Raw genomic sequence first — 14,816 nt, 5'->3', positions numbered from 1 at the left:
TCGATCTGACGCTCTTCAAGCTGGTGAGTGATGTTCTGGCCAGCGGCATGAGTGTCACGCAGGCGATCAAGATCGATGCTCGCAAGGAATACCGCAGCCATGCCAAAATGGACGAGATCGACGAGACCTCGCTTGAGCAGGTGGCGGCGGCGCATGATGCGCTTGATCTCTCCTGGCTCGATGACACCCGCGCGCCCGCCGATCAGTTCGCGGCGTTTCGCGCGCTGGAGGCAGGGGAGAAGGCCAAGCTCGTCGCCTTTGCAACCGCCAGCACCACGCAGTCCTGCTTCGCGCGGGACCGCCAGCGCGACAACCTGATGCATGCGTTCGAGATCGAGATCATGCCCGACATCCGCGCCCACTGGGCGCCGAATGCTGCACTCTTCAACCGCTTCAAGAAAGCCTGGCTCCTGAAGATCCTCGGCGAGGATCTGGGTCTGACCCAGGAGGCGGTGACGCTGGCCTCGTCGAGCAAGAAGGAGATCGTCGCCTTCTGCGACAAGCTCTTCGCCGAGCCCTTCGCGACGCTCACGGACGCGCAGCGCGCTGCCGTGGCCGCCTGGTGCCCGCCTATGATGCAGACCGCCGGTATCGCCTTTGATGAGGCGGAGCCCATCGCAGAAACCCCGGAGCCTGACGGCGAGGTCGCGCAAGCGGCCTGAGCCATCACGCGACCCGCGCGTGGACCATGCCGCCCGCGCGGGTCGACCCTCCCACACTCAACCGAAAGACATCCCCATGGCTATTCTCATGTTCTCTGCCTCCGCAGTTGCGGCGCAAATCGCACATGCGCGCGCCTGCAAGACCTTCCTGCCCAACTGGAACGGGCCCGTGGACAGGCCCGCCCTGATCCTCATCGTCGGCAATGGTGTGCATCTGCGCTCAAATGGCATCGATGGCACGACCACCCGTATCGTCACCACCGAACAGGCCGATCCTTCCTTTGCTTTCGCCAATGGCATGAACCCGTTTCGGGACACCGACTGGATGGCGCAGCGCCGCATGGCGTTTCGTGATCTGACCGGCCAGTTCTACACCGACATCCTGGATGACGTGCAGGTTCTCATCGACCGGGGGCGGGGGGCGATCCGGCTCGCCACCGATGGCCACAGCATCCGCGTCTTCGTGCGCCGGGCCTCGGATTATCTCATCGGCGGGACCTACGAGGTGCCCTCGGGCCTCGGCGGCACCTTCCGGGTCATCCTGAAGGATGCCTGCGACACCTTCGCGATCGTGCAGAACTGCGGCAATTGCGAGGATTTCGACGCCATGCAGCCCTACCGCGTGCCGCTCGATGCGCTGATGGAAATCGATGACCGGAGGGCGGCGTGATGGGTTGGCTCTTCTATACCGACGGTCGCGTCCAGACCTACGCGGATGAGAAAGCGGAAATCGCCCGGCTCTGCACCTCTCATGGCGACACGCGCAAGACGGAACTGGTCAAAGCCTGCAAGGTGGGCTCCACCTGGTACGCGGCGGCAAAGGTCACAAATATCGACGGCACCGCTGTCGAAGACACGACCTATGTGACCGATGCGGATGGCTCCATCACGTTCGCCGCCGTATTCCTTACCCGATATGATGACGGCTGCTGGGGCTACAAGGACATGGAGGAAAGCGCGGGACCGGTCGAATCCCGCGCGCCACTGAGCCTATTGGCCCTGCTGTCCGAGCTGAAAGACCCAGACAGCTATGCTCATGCCTGGCGCCAGCGCTGCCAGGACTGGGCTGCGATCCCGGACTACGAGGAAGGCGACAAGATCAAGCTCGCAGCACCTGTGACGCTCACCGATGGCAGTACCTGCCAGATTGTCACCGCGACCCACTACAGGCGCGGGCGGCAAAAGCGCCGCTGCTACCGCATCGAGGAAACTGGTGGGCTCGTACGCCTGTCGAAGGCCTCGCTTGCGGGCTCGGAGCTGCTCAGCTCCGCGAAAGGTGCGGCTAGCCCGGTGCTGGCGGAGTTCCTGGCGGGGCGAAATTAGGTCCTGCGCCGGACGGTTCATCGACCTGCCCGGCGACAGCAGATGCTGCGGCTTGTCTTGACAAGGCAATGCAAATGCATTACCTATCGCGGGCAGCAAAGAACCTTTTCTTCAGGAGACTGCCATGACAGCCCTCGCACAAGATGTCTCGAAACTCACGGATCGGTATCAGACGACCGTGCCGGCGGGTGTGCGCAAACAGCTCAAGCTGGGCAAGGGCGACCAGATTCGTTACTGCACCGAGCCGAGTGGCAGGGTCTATATCGAGCCCGTGCGCAGCGACGAGGAAGATCCCGTGCTCGGAGCCTTTCTCGATTTTGTCGAGGCCGATATCAAGGCGCATCCGGACCGCATTCGGGCTTTCGATGGGGCTTTGCATGACCGTCTTGCAGCACTGGTCGGAGACGTTGATGTCGATCTCGATGCGCCGCTATCGCTCGAGGATGAATGAGCGGCGATAGCGTGCCCGCCCAAGCGCCCCTTGTCGTGAATGGATGGTCGATTTATGCGCACCCACTCTTTCTGGACCAGCTCGAAGGGCTGGTCGAGGAGGTAGAGGCGCGTAAGGCTCGCGATCCCAAGACCTGGCACAAGAAAAACCCGACGAAACGGCTGGCCGCCATCTTCAAGCTGGTCACCGAGGCCATACCTGCAGATCCGGGTGCCGCCGCCTTCCGGCAAGGCGGCACACTCGGCGATCACCGCAAGCACTGGTTCCGGGCGAAATTCTTCCAGCAGTATCGGCTGTTCTACCGGTTCAACAGCGATGCGAAGGTCATCGTGGTGGCATGGGTGAACGACGACAAGACCCTGCGCGCCTATGGCAGCAAGACGGATGCCTATGCGACGTTCAAAGGGATGCTGGAAGATGGCAACCCACCTGACAATTTCGACGCGCTCTTGAAAGAAGCTGCAGCGGCAGGCAAGCGGTTCGAGAAATCCCTTGAAGCGGTGCCCGATCGGTAAGTGGGCCAGCTTGCTATGACCCTTTGGCATTGAGGCCATCGATCATGCCCCGATCCGCACCGCCCAACTCAAGGCGCATCTCGCCTGCGACCCGGCGACGGGTCAGGGTCAGACCCCGGCCCAGATCGACAGGTGCGGTGGTGCCGAGGGCGGCGGTCAACATCTCCTGTGGCGTTTGCGGATTGGAGACGAGGAAGCGGGCGCGCAGCGAGGCCGCCCCTTCCTCACTCAGCGTCCGCCCGATCATGGCCGTCGCCCCGTCTGGCGTGACACGGTAGATCCGCTCATTGGTGGTCGGAATGTCCTTCCAGATCGGCAGCAGCAGCCCGGTCAGCAGGTAGAGCTTGGTCGTGGTGGTTTTTGGCAGGGACGCAGCCTCGGCCTCCCAAATCTGCGCAAATTCGGGCCTGTCGATCTCTTCCCAAGCCGAGGACTCAAACCGTGCCTCTTCGAGATAGCTCGACCCGTTTGGCCGCACCGCCTTGCGCATCAGCGTGACAATGTCCTCGTCATACATCTGCATGGGCCGCGCCGAGATGAGCGCCGCGCGACCGGAGGCGCGATTCACCATCGGCAGCTTGTCGGGATTGCGCGATATGGCCTCTTCGGCGACCAGGACATACACTGGGTCCGTCACCTCAAGTCCGATAATCCGCGTCACGGCGCCGGATTTCGGGCAGGTCCAGAGATCCTCGGTGGAGACCTGCTCGATCTTTTCGCCACGTAGGGTTTCCACGCCGAGATCGAGCGTGCCCGCCGCGCGCGCCCGCTCAGACTGATCGGCAATCCGGCGCATGAACTCGGCAAAGAGCGCGTTCTGCATGTGGATGGGAAGGGCAAGCACCCGGTTGAGAAACCGCTGGATCGGGGGAAGCTCTTCGAGCAGCACCCCGTCCTTGTCGATCAGAGGCGAGATCGGCTTCGGAGATTGCGAGAGCCGGGTTGGCCGTTCTGGGTTTGGACATGGGGATTTTCCTTTGGATCAGGGTCTGAGTTCCAAAGGACAAAAAGCCCGCTTCCGTAATGGGGCGGGCCTCTGTCAAGGGTTTCGGGCAAGTCAAAAATCCCGGCGAAGATCTCATTCTTCACCGAGTTTTAAGGCACAAATTCAGAAGCTTGCTTTTTCTTTTTCACTGCATCCGCACGTCAGGACTGAGGGACACCCCCTAGGTGAGCAGCGCCGTCAACGTGTCGACGACGAGTGCCACACCGCCCAGGATCACCACCGTCCAACCAGCGACCTCGGGCGGGTCGATCATCCGCATGCCACCCTCATAGATCAGGTAGAAACCGATCAGGATCAGGGTCGTGTAGTTGATGAGTGCCGCGACGATTTCAATCCGACCATAGCCGAATGTCATGCGTTCATCGGCGGGTCGTCTGGCGATTTTGCGCGCAACGAACGCGATCACCAGTGACGCCATGTCCGAAAAATTGTGTAGGGCATCTGCGATCAGCGCCAGGCTGCCGGAAAGGATGCCGCCAACGATCTGCGCGACGGTCAGAAGCCCGTTGGCCCAGATTGCGATGGAGACCCTACGATCACCTGATTCAGGATCAATGTGGGTATGGCCATGATCATGCGGCACGGTTGTTCTCCTCATGGCTGTGGTTCGGTCGACTGAGACCAGGGACCTTTGGCAACATTCCACGACGGATGCGGCGAACCCGGGCATTCATCCAGTGACGGATGACGTGGCGATAGAGAAAGTCACGCGCAAATCCGAAGTTCTGACTATATTTCAAATAAAAGTCATCGGGCGCATCAAAGGTTCCAAAATCACGAACGATACCGGTTTTCTGAATATAAGTGCTGCCGCCGTTCCAACTGACTGGTGGCGCACTCAGGCAATCCGTTCCAGCGCCGTAGCCGCAAAGGCTTTCTGTTTCGCTGAATTCCTTCTGAAGCGACTGCAGGAAGGGGGCGTCCAGAATGAAGCCTTCGAGATTGATCCAGCCCTCTTCTGTTTCGACTTCGACCCACGAGTGCAGAATTTCGGACGGTGCGAGGGGGTAGACCAATTCGGGCACCACGCCACGCTGCAGGGCCTTGTGGATGGTGAAGCCGTGCAGTCGGCAGCGGATGCCTACGCTGCGCAGCAGTGCCATGAGAAGCGTCCCTTTCGTGTTGCACTGCCCGTAGCCGTCGGTCAGCACCGCAGAGGCGGGAATGTCGTCGACGCGGTTGTAGCCGAACGCAATCACGTTCCGGACAAAGTCATAAACCGCGCCAATCCGGTCGACACGGGCAAGGTCATGCCAGCCACGATCTCGTACCAGGTTCGAGATTGAGGGCGAGTCAAAATCCAGCAGTCTTGTTGCGGTTAAATAGGAATCGGTGGGTGCCACAGGGTCTCTCCTCGAATCGTTCACGAGGAGTCTTAATCTCTACAGTGACTAGAGAGACAAGCCTTTTCTCAAATGTTACTTTCGATCACAGCTCTATCCGATAGTGCCAAGGGCCGGGAAGGTTTCGAGCAGCCAGAAGGCAAGGCGGCTGATCTGACCTGTCATCACGCCGATACCCATCAGCACCATCAGTCCGCCCGATATACGATAGAGCCATCGACCAGCCGCACCGATCCGCTTTAGCCTGCCTGCAATCTCGTTGGTGAAGAGCGCTATGATTAGAAACGGCAGTCCAAGCCCTGCGGAGTAGATTGCCAGCAAGGCCATCCCGTCCGCTCCAGATGTCGCGCTTACTGCCAGGATCGACCCAAGCACAGGGCCTATGCAGGGCGTCCAGCCAAAGGCAAAGGCAAGACCCAAAAGGTAGGCTCCAACGGCGCTGCCGCCGTCAACTTTTACGTCGGGCCTCGTGTCACGCATCATTGCGGGGATCTTGATCGCGCCCATCATGACAAGTCCGAACAAGACGATCAAGAAGCCACCCGCAAGCCCGAGTTCGTATTTCCAGCGCAAGAGCATCCCGCCCAAAAGACTTGCCCCGGCCCCGAGCGCCACGAAGACTGTCGAAAACCCGAGCACGAACCACAAACTCAGGACCACGCTGCGCGCCCGTTCGGCAATGCTGCGCGCCGCCCCGGATTTCGCGGCGGGCTGTCCCGCGATGTAAGAGACGTAGCCAGGTGCAAGAGGCAAGACGCAAGGCGACAGAAAGGATATAGCGCCACCCAGAAAAGCCGCGACGATTCCAACACCTGAGATTTCGAACATTCAATTCCTGCCTTGCTTTAGCCTGTGAAACGCGCACCGTTGTAAAAGCTAAAGCTACTGTAGGAGCAATGCCGTTTTTTACGCTCCGCGGGGTGCCGCGAGGATGATAGCGGCACCCAACAAGCATACAGCGGTGCCGAGCAGATCCCACCTGTCCGGCCGGTGCCCTTCGGCGAGCCACATCCAGAGAATGGACGCGGCAATATAGATCCCACCATAGGCCGCAAAGGCGCGTCCCGCAGCCACAGTGTCGACCTGAGCCAGAAGCCAGCCGAACGCCACCAGCGCCGCTACACCGGGGACAAGCCAAAGAGGGGACGCGCCAAGACGCCACCATGCCCAGATGGCAAAGCATCCGGCGATCTCAGCCAAGGCCGCGAGCGGATAGACGAGCACTGCGGTCATCTCAGGCGCCGATCTCGTCGTGGTCCGTCAGGCACTCGGAATGGTCGCGCAACACCTCCAGCACACGGCAATCGGCCGTGTGCCCGCCGCTGCATTCATGCACCATCCTCTGCAATTCTGTCCGAAGGGCTTCAAGTCGGGCCATACGTTGCTCAACCTGCTTAAGTTGCCTGCGAGCGATGGCATCGGCCTCCGCGCAAGACTTGTCCGGATGATCGCTCAGATCGAGAAGCTCACGGATCGCGTCCAGCGAGAACCCGAGTTGCCGCGCATGCCGGACGAAAGACAAACGGTCAAGCTCACTATCTCCATAGCGCCGCTGACCGCCAGCCGATCGCCCGGGCTCGGGCAAGAGTCCGATCTGCTCGTAATAGCGGATCGTCTGCACCTTCGTCCCGGTCTTTTTTGCCAAAGTGCCGATTGTCAGCATATCATCTCTCCAGACTATCTACAGCCCGTGTAGCTTTAAGCGTTTTTTTGCACAAGTTCCGCTTGGCATCTCACAGGTCAGTGAACATCGCTCTTCCATCCATAATAAGTCTTGAACCTACAGTAGCTAGAGGGTGTAAACGCGCTGAAAATATAGAATCAAATTCGGGCGGAGCGCGTGAAGCTTTCAAATCTTCAGAAAGTACTATGGGTTTTGGCGGGCGCGGCGGCGTTCGTTTTCATCTGGCTGCTAATGTGGGCGGACTACCGCGCCGACCTTGCCCAAGCCGAGACCGAACCACCTTTCTTTGCGCAGTTCGAACTCACGGATCATCGCGGCATGGTCCAAACAGACGAAGATTTCGCAGGGCGCTGGATGCTGGTCTTCTTTGGTTTCACCAATTGCCCCGACGTCTGTCCAACAACACTGTCCGAAGTCGCGGCCGTGATGGAGGGCTTGGGCGACGAGGCGGCAAAGGTCCAGCCGATCTTTATAACGATTGATCCGGAGCGGGATACGCCGACAGCACTTGCCGGGTATGTGCCCCTGTTCGACGCTGGGATCATCGGGCTGACCGGCACGCCGGAGCAGATCGCCGCAACATCCGAGACCTTCCCAATTTTCTTTGAGAGGATCGAGGAGGCCACCGCGCCGGGTGGATACACAATGGGGCACACATCGCACCTGTTTCTTTTTGATCCGCGGGCGGGCTTCGCCAATTCCTGGCCCTACGGCACACCCGCCGAAGAGATCCTTGCGGATCTGAGAAAGAGGATCTGATTGCCATGACCCGCCTTTCCGGAGAAGCGGCCCTTGTTCTTGCTTGGATCATTGCGCTTATCGCATCGCTTGCCGTGCTCTTTATTGGCGAGGTGCTTGGTCAAACGCCTTGCGTCCTTTGCTGGTTCCAGCGCGCCTTCATGTTCCCCCTGGCTATCGTTCTTGGGCTCGGGCTGTGGTGGCAGGATCCCCGCGTGGGGCGCTATGGCGTTGCGCTAGCGCTTGGGGGGGCGGCAGTGGCGTTGTATCACATCGGCCTCTATGTCGGGCTGATCCCCGAGGCGATCCAGCCCTGCACGGCGACCGGCCCCTCTTGTACCGACGACAACCAGGTGGTCTTCGGCATTCCGATTCCGCTGTTGGCGCTTGTCGCCTTCACGATGATCGGGATGCTGTCGGCCCTTTCACTGAAGGAAAAACAAACATGAATCGACGCGGCCTCGTTCTATCCGTTCTGGCTGTTGGCGCCGCAGGTTTTGGCGGCGCGGCCTGGTATGCCACCCGCCCCCAACCCATGGCAGAGGCAGTCCCTGTCGCGCCCGAAGTGAACGATGTGCTGATCCGGCCCTATTCCCCGATCCTCGGCCCCGAAACGGCACCTGTCACGATTGTCGAGTTTTTCGATCCAGCTTGCGAGGCATGCCGCGCATTCTATCCCGTGGTCAAAGAGATCATGGCTGAGCACGGTGATGCGATCCGTGTCGTAATTCGATACACCGCGTTTCACGGGGACGCTTCGGTGGAAGCGATCCGTGTTCTCGAAGCTGCGCGGATGCAGGATGTGTTCGAACCCGTGCTGGAAGCGGTCCTGCGCGAGCAGCCGCGATGGGCGTCCCATGGCACTCCGGCACCGGGTTTGATCCTTGAGATTGCCGCAAGCGGTGGTCTGGATGTCGAAGCTGCTCGGACACAGATGCTGGCCCCCGGTGTCGTGGCGGTGCTCAATCAGGACCGCGCTGATGTCGAAGCGGTAGGCGTGCGACAAACGCCCACGTTCTTCGTCAACGCCAAGCCATTAGACCCGTTCGGTGAGGCCGAACTGCGGCGACTGGTGGCTGCGGAAGTTGCGGCCAGCCAAAGTTGATGCTCGGCCAGATACAGGAGAATTCTTCATGACAAAACGATCTTACATCAATGGTTTGCCCCTTGTCTTGCTACTCTCGGGCATGTCGACTCCGGCATTTGCCGGTTCGGAGGATGTGGTCGTCGAAAACGCGTGGTCCCGTGCTTCAATCGGGGTCAACCGCCCTGGTGCGGCCTATATGACTGTGCGCAACACCGGTGAAGACACGGTCACGCTGACCGGGCTTACAACACCACTGGCCGTGATGCCCCAGATCCATGAGACGAAAACCAACGCCGACGGCGTCAGTTCTATGGCGCCTGCTGACGAAATCACGATTGAACCGGGCCAAAGCGTAGCATTGGAACCGGGAGGGCTGCACGCCATGCTCATGAAGCTGCAAAACCCGATGATCGAAGGCGAGACCTTCCCACTGACACTGACGTTCTCGGACGGTGGTGAAGTGACTGTTGAGGTCCCAATTCTGGGGATCGCCGCGCGCGGGCCGGAGAGCTGATGCAGCGTCGACATGTGGTCCAATACGGTGCAGCCGGTGTAGGCGCTGTCGCTCTGATGCTCGGCGTCGGTTGGTGGCGGGTGGATGGTCCCGGTGCACCAAAACCGGCCGGCCAAAGGCCTCTCCCCCTGTCGGCGATGGATTTCCGACTGACCGATCACGAAGGCAATGAAGTGGGCCCGGAAACCCTGATCGGACGCCCGACCATGGTGTTTTTCGGGTTCACCTACTGCCCGGATGTCTGCCCCACGACGTTATCGGATATCTCAGGTTGGCTTGAAGATCTCGGGGACGACGCCGCGCGGATGAACGTGGTCTTCATCACAGTCGATCCGGAGCGGGACACGGTCGAGGCCATGGCCGAATATGTCGGCTATTTTCATCCGGCTATTCGCGGCTGGACTGGGCCGGCAAACCAGGTTGCCCGCGCTGCAGAAGGATTTCGTGCCTCGTATGAGCGCGTCCCGACCGAAGGCGGCGACTATACAATGAACCATACGGCAAGCGTATTCCTGTTCGATGCCAAGGGTGAACTCGTCACCATGATTGACTATCACGAGCCAAGAGAATTCGCAGTGCCGAAGATCCGGCGTGCACTGACAGAAGACGTAGAGGGGGCAACATGAAGATTAGAATTGTTTTGGCGAGCGCTGTGGTCGCAGGCGCTTTTTCGCTGACCGCCATCGCCATTTCTGGCGTTCTTTCTAAAGAGCCAGTGCCTCCTGCGATTGCTGAAGCGACCCTCTGGACTCCCGATCCGCTCTCGATGCCTCAGATCGCCGACTACGATGTGACACCGCCCGCTGCATTTCACGCCGACAATGCTAGCCCAATGCGACCTCTGCCGCTCTTGCAATCTGTCTTCGCAGAAACCGCCTTGCCCGAGATTGAACCGCCTTTGATCACTTGGTCGCGTGAGATCGCGTCGGGCGAGACGCTGGATGCGGTCCTGGCGAACGCGGGTATCGCTGCGCCTGCGCGTGCCGAAATCGCGCTCGCGCTTGGTGCAGAATATGACCTGCGCCGATTGCGCCCGGGCCATGAGATCACTGTGATCTCAAAGGTGGACGGAAATCCGAGCCGCGTGGAACTGGCAGTTGACGATGGGGTGCGGATCGAAACGGTCTTTGGTCAAGAACTTGTCACACGCGTGTTGGAGCCAGACCCTGAAATGGTGACGTTCGCGGGCGAGGCAGTGATCGAAAGCTCTGTCTTCGCGGCGTTGGACAAAGCAGGCATCCCTGCTCGTTTTGCGGTCGACATGGCGCAGATGCTGGGCGGCACAGTAGATTTTCGACGCGAACTTTCCGGTGGCGAGACGATGCGTATTCTTTGGCGCGAAGCCCGCGACGGAAACGAGAGGATCGGTCAGCCCGAACTTGCCTTTGCCACACTGGACCTTGGTGAAACGGTCTACGAGATCGTCTGGCCGGATGACGGCAGCGGTGAAGCAACGATCTATGTCGATGGAGAGGTCCTGCGTGTTTTTGCCCAACCGGTGGAAGGAGCGCGGCTGAGTTCCGTCTTTGGCCGTCGCACACACCCGGTCTATGGGAATGTGCGCATGCACACCGGGGTCGACTTTGCTGCGGCCCGCGGTACGCCGGTGAAAGCGACAGCACCCGGACGCGTGAGCTTCATCGGACGTCGTGGTGGATATGGCCGGGTGGTGGAGATAGCGCATGGATCCGACACCCTGACACGATACGCACATCTCAGCGAGGTGCCGGACACACTCGAACAAGGGCAGCGCGTTTTGGCCGGAGACATGATCGGTCGCGTCGGTGCGACCGGCACCGCGACCGGCCCAAATCTCCATTATGAGGTTCTAGTCGATGGTCGCCCGACCGATCCTCTCTCAGACGACAGACTGGCAGAGGCGGCCGAGCGGGATGCGGATGACACGGCTGCACTTGAGCGATTGGCTGAGGCACGCTCGCTACTGGCCGAGAGGCTCACCAGCGAATTTGTGCAAACAACAACCGAAAGGCTTTAATCCATGAAACGACTGGCTCCCGCCCTTGCAGTCACGCTGGCCTTGTTTCCCGCAGCGCAAGCGGTCGCCGATGCGATCCAGATTGATGTCCGGAAGACAAACGGCTGCGGCTGTTGTCTGTCCTGGATGAAGCACCTCGAGGAAAGCGGATTCGCGCCGACAGGCGAGGACATGTTCGGGGGATCTCTTGTGCGCTTCAAACTCGACAATGGCGTGCCTCAGCGCATGGTCTCCTGCCATACGGCTTTGGTCGACGGCTACGTGATCGAAGGACATGTACCGGCATCAGACATTCAGCGTTTGTTGGATGAGCGTCCAGATGCAGTGGGGTTGGCGGTGCCCGGAATGCCCTATGGATCGCCGGGCATGGGACCGGAAGACGATCGAGAGGCTTATGAGGTCTTCCTGATCCGCGGCGATGGATCGACCGAGATCTTTAGCAGTTATTCGGCCGCTGACTGACGTATCGACGAGACCTCAACGCTTGGAACCCCTCTCCCCAATTACCCTTGGCTTTCTAGGAAGTCTGGCCGCCGGATCGCTGACAGCGGTCGGGGCGATCCCCGTTCTTTTCGGGCGCATCCCATCCCGGGCTACACGCGATCTGCTACTTGGCTTTGCAGCGGGTGTCATGCTCGCTGCATCGTTTTTCTCGCTGATCATCCCGGCTCTCGATGCAGCCGAAGGACAGTTCGACAACGGTGCTCTCCCGGCGGCCATCGTTTGTGTTGCTATCTTGCTTGGCATGGGCGCGGTCGCTCTGATGAACGAACGGCTGCCGCATGAGCATTTCAAGTCGGGGCGGGAAGGCCCTGACTCTGCTTCGCTGCGCCGCGTCTGGCTCTTCATCATCGCGATCACGATCCACAATTTCCCCGAAGGACTCGCCGTTGGTGTCGGGTTCGGGGCTGACGGTCTTTCTGGTGGCTTGCCGCTTGCGATTGGCATTGGGCTGCAAAACGCTCCCGAGGGTCTCGCCGTAGCGGTCTCATTGCTTGGTGAGGGATATTCCAGGCGCCGTGCGTGGGGCATTGCCGCCCTGACAGGTCTTGTCGAGCCGGTAGGCGGGCTTCTTGGGGCTGGGATCATCAGCATCTCGCAGCCGCTGTTGCCATGGGGCCTCGCCTTCGCCGCCGGGGCGATGCTCTACGTCATCAGCCACGAAATCATTCCCGAAACCCACCGTTCTGGCCATCAAAACAGGGCGACACTCGGTCTCGCGGTTGGCCTGGTGATCATGTTGTTCCTCGATGTATGGCTGGGAGGATGAGATGAAACAGTCCCATTTCCAAGGTTTCTTTGCGGCTGGAACTGCTTTTCTTGTCGATCAGGTGACAAAAGCAATTGTCGTCGCCAATGCGGCAGATTTGAGCGCCGGAGTTCCGGTCTTTCCCGGTTTCAATCTCATCTACCTGCGCAACGATGGCGTGACATTTGGATTACTTGGTGGAGCGCCATGGTGGAGCCTTACAGTGTTGGCCCTCGCGGTCTGCGGCTGGTTGACTGTCATGTTATTGCGCACTGACAACCGGGCCGAGGCTATCGCCTATGGTGCGATTATCGGTGGCGCGCTCGGCAACGTCCTCGACCGCATCCGGTTTCGGGGTGTGACGGACTTCCTCGATTTCTATGTCGGATCCACGCATTGGCCCGCCTTCAACATGGCGGATGTTTTCGTGGTCAGTGGCGTGGGCCTACTGCTCATAGCCCCTTGGTTGAGCGCCAAGTTGAAAACTGGCACATGATGGCGGGCTTGCGACCACTGACGGGTCGTGGCCGTTACATTCCCCTGCGATCAGGGATTAGCTTTGCAGCGGGCGGTTTAACGGTTTTAACCCTTCCACCATTCTCATGGCTGATCGTTGTTCCGGTCGCCTTCTCAGCACTCTTTCTCGTCCTCCGGCAGGTTTCGACAGCGCCCGCCTTCTTCATCGGCTGGGTCTTCGGAATGGGCCAGTTCGGGTTTGGAGTTTCCTGGATCGCCGAGAGCTTCTACGTCGATGCCGAACGTTTCGGTGCCCTTGCGATCCCGGCAGTCGCGGGACTGTCCGCCGGACTGGCCATATTCCCAGCGATTGCGGCGATGTTATTTGCCACCATCATGCAGCGCCGTGCTGTCGGCGGCATTACGGCAGGTCTTCTGCTTGCAACCTGCTGGGTTGCCGCAGAATGGCTGCGCGGTCATGTCCTGACGGGGTTTCCCTGGAACCTTGCCGCTTATGCTCTTGTCGAACATGCCGCCCTGCGCCAACCGGCCGCCTGGGTCGGAAGCTATGGGCTAAGCTTTCTCACGGTCTTTATCGGGCTGTTGCCCGGTGTGTTGATTGTGGCGGCACCAAACAGACGCGTGCCTGTTCTCGTGCTCTTCGCCGCTGCGGTGATGGGCCTCTGGGGTGGCGGCGCGCTGCGTTCAGGGACGGATGTGCCGCCGACGGACATCGCTTTGCGCATCGTCCAGGGCAATGTGCCGCAAGTCGAGAAGTGGGCACCGGGCAGCCGCGAGCGAACACTGGAAAAATACTTGAGCTTGTCTGCGCAACCTGGACGCTTCGACCTGCTGCTGTGGCCGGAAACGGCCTTTCCCGGTTTTCTGGACGAGGACGCCTTGGCGCGCAGGCGGTTATCCACGGTTCTGCCAGACGGCAGGATCCTTTTGACAGGAGTGCCTGACCGCGTAGAGGGCGATGGGGAAACCCGATATTTCAACACGGTTCAAGCCTATGACGGCAACGGCGAAATTCTGACGGGATATGCAAAACATCATCTTGTTCCGTTCGGGGAATATGTGCCCCTGAGAGGCTGGCTGCCGATCGAGCGGCTCACCGAAGGTTTGGGCGATTTCACGCCAGGACCAGGGCCACGCACGCTGGCGATCCCGGGTGCGCCTCTGGTCGCGGTGGCGATCTGTTACGAGATCATTTTTCCGGGCCAGGTGGTCGATGACCTTTTTCGCCCCGACTGGATTTTCAACGCAACAAATGATGCCTGGTTCGGTACCAGCATCGGCCCCGAGCAGCACCTCGCCTCCGCGCGCATGCGCGCGGTCGAAGAAGGGCTTCCTGTGGTCCGGGCGGCCAACACGGGGATTTCCGCGATCATCGACGCCAAGGGAGAGATCATCGCGCGCCTCGAGACCGGACAAACTGGAGTCATAGATGCCACCCTGCCGACAGCGCTTGCGCCTACACCTTACGCACGTTTCGGTGATTGGACATCGCTGGCGCTCATCTGTGCGGTCTGGGCCTTAGCCTTTACCGTCGGATCGGCCAGACGACGTTTCAATTCAGAAAAATCAAAATCGGAGGAATCGTGATGCTGGTGCTCGCAGGCTTTGTCGGAGGGGCGCTCTGGGGTGGCTATCTGGCGCAACGGCAGAAAGGGAACCGCCTGGATATACTTCAATACGCGACAGGCTTCGGTATTGCTTTCGGCCTACTCGCTTTTTTCGCCTCGGTGATCCTCTTGCGCATCACGTCTTGAGATTGCTTTGGCACCGG

At 60.0% G+C, this 14,816-nt stretch carries 19 protein-coding genes and 3 pseudogenes; 16 read left to right on the top strand and 6 right to left on the bottom strand.

Features of this window, described 5'->3' with window-relative positions:
* The 5 genes and pseudogenes from FN828_RS17165 to FN828_RS17145 all read left to right on the top strand — a co-directional run.
* Window positions 1–662 (top strand): annotated as a pseudogene (locus FN828_RS17165) (ParB/RepB/Spo0J family partition protein); the annotation flags it as partial.
* Window positions 663–738: 76 nt separating this feature from the next.
* Complete coding sequence (locus FN828_RS17160; protein WP_142494607.1) at window positions 739–1,332, top strand: regulator; 594 nt, start codon at window positions 739–741, stop codon at window positions 1,330–1,332.
* Window positions 1,332–1,985, top strand: coding sequence for a DUF6927 domain-containing protein (locus FN828_RS17155; protein WP_142494606.1), 654 nt, complete (start codon window positions 1,332–1,334; stop codon window positions 1,983–1,985). The genes FN828_RS17160 and FN828_RS17155 overlap by 1 nt, the downstream gene beginning before the upstream one ends.
* 124 nt (window positions 1,986–2,109) lie before the next feature.
* Window positions 2,110–2,436: a type II toxin-antitoxin system PrlF family antitoxin gene (locus tag FN828_RS17150; RefSeq protein ID WP_005668772.1), complete on the top strand. Its 327-nt coding sequence runs from the start codon at window positions 2,110–2,112 to the stop codon at window positions 2,434–2,436.
* Entirely contained in the window at window positions 2,433–2,951 is a 519-nt protein-coding gene (locus FN828_RS17145; RefSeq protein ID WP_024099306.1) for a type II toxin-antitoxin system YhaV family toxin, read from the top strand. The genes FN828_RS17150 and FN828_RS17145 overlap by 4 nt, the downstream gene beginning before the upstream one ends.
* Before the next feature lie 19 nt (window positions 2,952–2,970).
* Here the strand turns inward: FN828_RS17145 and FN828_RS17140 are convergent.
* The 6 genes and pseudogenes from FN828_RS17140 to FN828_RS17115 all read right to left on the bottom strand — a co-directional run.
* Window positions 2,971–3,858, bottom strand: a pseudogene (locus FN828_RS17140) (strawberry notch C-terminal domain-containing protein); the annotation flags it as partial.
* A gap of 262 nt (window positions 3,859–4,120) precedes the next feature.
* Window positions 4,121–4,540 (bottom strand): annotated as a pseudogene (locus tag FN828_RS17135) (cation diffusion facilitator family transporter); the annotation flags it as partial.
* On the bottom strand, window positions 4,530–5,300 hold the full coding sequence (locus FN828_RS17130) for a transglutaminase-like domain-containing protein (RefSeq protein WP_008282972.1): 771 nt from the start codon (window positions 5,298–5,300) through the stop codon (window positions 4,530–4,532). The gene FN828_RS17130 and the pseudogene FN828_RS17135, both read right to left, overlap by 11 nt.
* Window positions 5,301–5,393: 93 nt before the next feature.
* Window positions 5,394–6,128: a cytochrome c biogenesis CcdA family protein gene (locus tag FN828_RS17125; RefSeq protein ID WP_008282973.1), complete on the bottom strand. Its 735-nt coding sequence runs from the start codon at window positions 6,126–6,128 to the stop codon at window positions 5,394–5,396.
* Between the two features lie 78 nt (window positions 6,129–6,206).
* Complete coding sequence (locus FN828_RS17120; protein ID WP_043872274.1) at window positions 6,207–6,533, bottom strand: YnfA family protein; 327 nt, start codon at window positions 6,531–6,533, stop codon at window positions 6,207–6,209.
* Window position 6,534: 1 nt separating this feature from the next.
* Window positions 6,535–6,963: a MerR family transcriptional regulator gene (locus FN828_RS17115; RefSeq protein ID WP_037239845.1), complete on the bottom strand. Its 429-nt coding sequence runs from the start codon at window positions 6,961–6,963 to the stop codon at window positions 6,535–6,537.
* A gap of 213 nt (window positions 6,964–7,176) precedes the next feature.
* Here FN828_RS17115 and FN828_RS17110 point away from each other — a divergent pair, with 213 nt between their 5' ends.
* From FN828_RS17110 to FN828_RS17060, 11 genes are read left to right on the top strand one after another with little or no spacing between them, the layout of a single operon-like run.
* Entirely contained in the window at window positions 7,177–7,743 is a 567-nt protein-coding gene (locus FN828_RS17110) for an SCO family protein (RefSeq protein WP_043872275.1), read from the top strand.
* A gap of 5 nt (window positions 7,744–7,748) precedes the next feature.
* Window positions 7,749–8,171 carry a disulfide bond formation protein B gene (locus tag FN828_RS17105; RefSeq protein WP_009820114.1) on the top strand — a complete coding sequence of 141 codons (423 nt, stop codon included), beginning with the start codon at window positions 7,749–7,751 and terminating at the stop codon, window positions 8,169–8,171.
* Complete coding sequence (locus FN828_RS17100) at window positions 8,168–8,827, top strand: DsbA family protein (protein ID WP_009820115.1); 660 nt, start codon at window positions 8,168–8,170, stop codon at window positions 8,825–8,827. Before FN828_RS17105 ends, FN828_RS17100 begins: the two co-directional genes overlap by 4 nt.
* Window positions 8,828–8,855: 28 nt before the next feature.
* A complete protein-coding gene (locus FN828_RS17095; protein WP_040652268.1) occupies window positions 8,856–9,323 on the top strand; it encodes a copper chaperone PCu(A)C in 468 nt (155 codons plus the stop codon).
* Window positions 9,323–9,949: an SCO family protein gene (locus FN828_RS17090; RefSeq protein WP_043872276.1), complete on the top strand. Its 627-nt coding sequence runs from the start codon at window positions 9,323–9,325 to the stop codon at window positions 9,947–9,949. Before FN828_RS17095 ends, FN828_RS17090 begins: the two co-directional genes overlap by 1 nt.
* Entirely contained in the window at window positions 9,946–11,319 is a 1,374-nt protein-coding gene (locus FN828_RS17085) for a M23 family metallopeptidase (protein ID WP_043872277.1), read from the top strand. The genes FN828_RS17090 and FN828_RS17085 overlap by 4 nt, the downstream gene beginning before the upstream one ends.
* 3 nt (window positions 11,320–11,322) lie before the next feature.
* Window positions 11,323–11,781, top strand: a complete 459-nt coding sequence (locus FN828_RS17080) for a DUF411 domain-containing protein (RefSeq protein ID WP_009820119.1) — start codon at window positions 11,323–11,325, stop codon at window positions 11,779–11,781.
* 22 nt (window positions 11,782–11,803) lie between these two features.
* Window positions 11,804–12,589 carry a ZIP family metal transporter gene (locus FN828_RS17075; RefSeq protein ID WP_040652270.1) on the top strand — a complete coding sequence of 262 codons (786 nt, stop codon included), beginning with the start codon at window positions 11,804–11,806 and terminating at the stop codon, window positions 12,587–12,589.
* Window positions 12,570–13,064 carry a signal peptidase II gene (gene lspA, locus FN828_RS17070; protein WP_009820121.1) on the top strand — a complete coding sequence of 165 codons (495 nt, stop codon included), beginning with the start codon at window positions 12,570–12,572 and terminating at the stop codon, window positions 13,062–13,064. Before FN828_RS17075 ends, lspA begins: the two co-directional genes overlap by 20 nt.
* An 8-nt stretch (window positions 13,065–13,072) precedes the next feature.
* Window positions 13,073–14,632, top strand: a complete 1,560-nt coding sequence (lnt, locus tag FN828_RS17065) for an apolipoprotein N-acyltransferase (RefSeq protein ID WP_230802118.1) — start codon at window positions 13,073–13,075, stop codon at window positions 14,630–14,632.
* Entirely contained in the window at window positions 14,632–14,799 is a 168-nt protein-coding gene (locus tag FN828_RS17060) for a hypothetical protein (protein ID WP_043872279.1), read from the top strand. The genes lnt and FN828_RS17060 overlap by 1 nt, the downstream gene beginning before the upstream one ends.
* Window positions 14,800–14,816 lie beyond the last annotated feature (17 nt).

The sequence above is a fragment of the Thalassovita litoralis genome, from assembly GCF_900182725.1.
In the GTDB taxonomy this organism is placed as follows: domain Bacteria; phylum Pseudomonadota; class Alphaproteobacteria; order Rhodobacterales; family Rhodobacteraceae; genus Thalassobius; species Thalassobius litoralis.
The sequence above is the reverse complement of the archived record's forward strand: the minus strand, read 5'-3'. Positions and strand labels throughout refer to the sequence as shown.

What these genes read in the sequence shown, in the direction of transcription:
- FN828_RS17160 (WP_142494607.1), top strand. Translation starts at nt 739, where the DNA reads ATGGCTATTCTCATGTTCTCTGCCTCCGCAGTTGCGGCGCAAATCGCA.
- FN828_RS17155 (WP_142494606.1), top strand. Translation starts at nt 1,332, where the DNA reads ATGGGTTGGCTCTTCTATACCGACGGTCGCGTCCAGACCTACGCGGAT.
- FN828_RS17150 (WP_005668772.1), top strand. Translation starts at nt 2,110, where the DNA reads ATGACAGCCCTCGCACAAGATGTCTCGAAACTCACGGATCGGTATCAG.
- FN828_RS17145 (WP_024099306.1), top strand. Translation starts at nt 2,433, where the DNA reads ATGAGCGGCGATAGCGTGCCCGCCCAAGCGCCCCTTGTCGTGAATGGA.
- FN828_RS17125 (WP_008282973.1), bottom strand. Translation starts at nt 6,128, where the DNA reads ATGTTCGAAATCTCAGGTGTTGGAATCGTCGCGGCTTTTCTGGGTGGC.
- FN828_RS17120 (WP_043872274.1), bottom strand. Translation starts at nt 6,533, where the DNA reads ATGACCGCAGTGCTCGTCTATCCGCTCGCGGCCTTGGCTGAGATCGCC.
- FN828_RS17115 (WP_037239845.1), bottom strand. Translation starts at nt 6,963, where the DNA reads ATGCTGACAATCGGCACTTTGGCAAAAAAGACCGGGACGAAGGTGCAG.
- FN828_RS17105 (WP_009820114.1), top strand. Translation starts at nt 7,749, where the DNA reads ATGACCCGCCTTTCCGGAGAAGCGGCCCTTGTTCTTGCTTGGATCATT.
- FN828_RS17100 (WP_009820115.1), top strand. Translation starts at nt 8,168, where the DNA reads ATGAATCGACGCGGCCTCGTTCTATCCGTTCTGGCTGTTGGCGCCGCA.
- FN828_RS17095 (WP_040652268.1), top strand. Translation starts at nt 8,856, where the DNA reads ATGACAAAACGATCTTACATCAATGGTTTGCCCCTTGTCTTGCTACTC.
- FN828_RS17090 (WP_043872276.1), top strand. Translation starts at nt 9,323, where the DNA reads ATGCAGCGTCGACATGTGGTCCAATACGGTGCAGCCGGTGTAGGCGCT.
- FN828_RS17085 (WP_043872277.1), top strand. Translation starts at nt 9,946, where the DNA reads ATGAAGATTAGAATTGTTTTGGCGAGCGCTGTGGTCGCAGGCGCTTTT.
- FN828_RS17080 (WP_009820119.1), top strand. Translation starts at nt 11,323, where the DNA reads ATGAAACGACTGGCTCCCGCCCTTGCAGTCACGCTGGCCTTGTTTCCC.
- lspA (WP_009820121.1), top strand. Translation starts at nt 12,570, where the DNA reads ATGTATGGCTGGGAGGATGAGATGAAACAGTCCCATTTCCAAGGTTTC.
- FN828_RS17060 (WP_043872279.1), top strand. Translation starts at nt 14,632, where the DNA reads ATGCTGGTGCTCGCAGGCTTTGTCGGAGGGGCGCTCTGGGGTGGCTAT.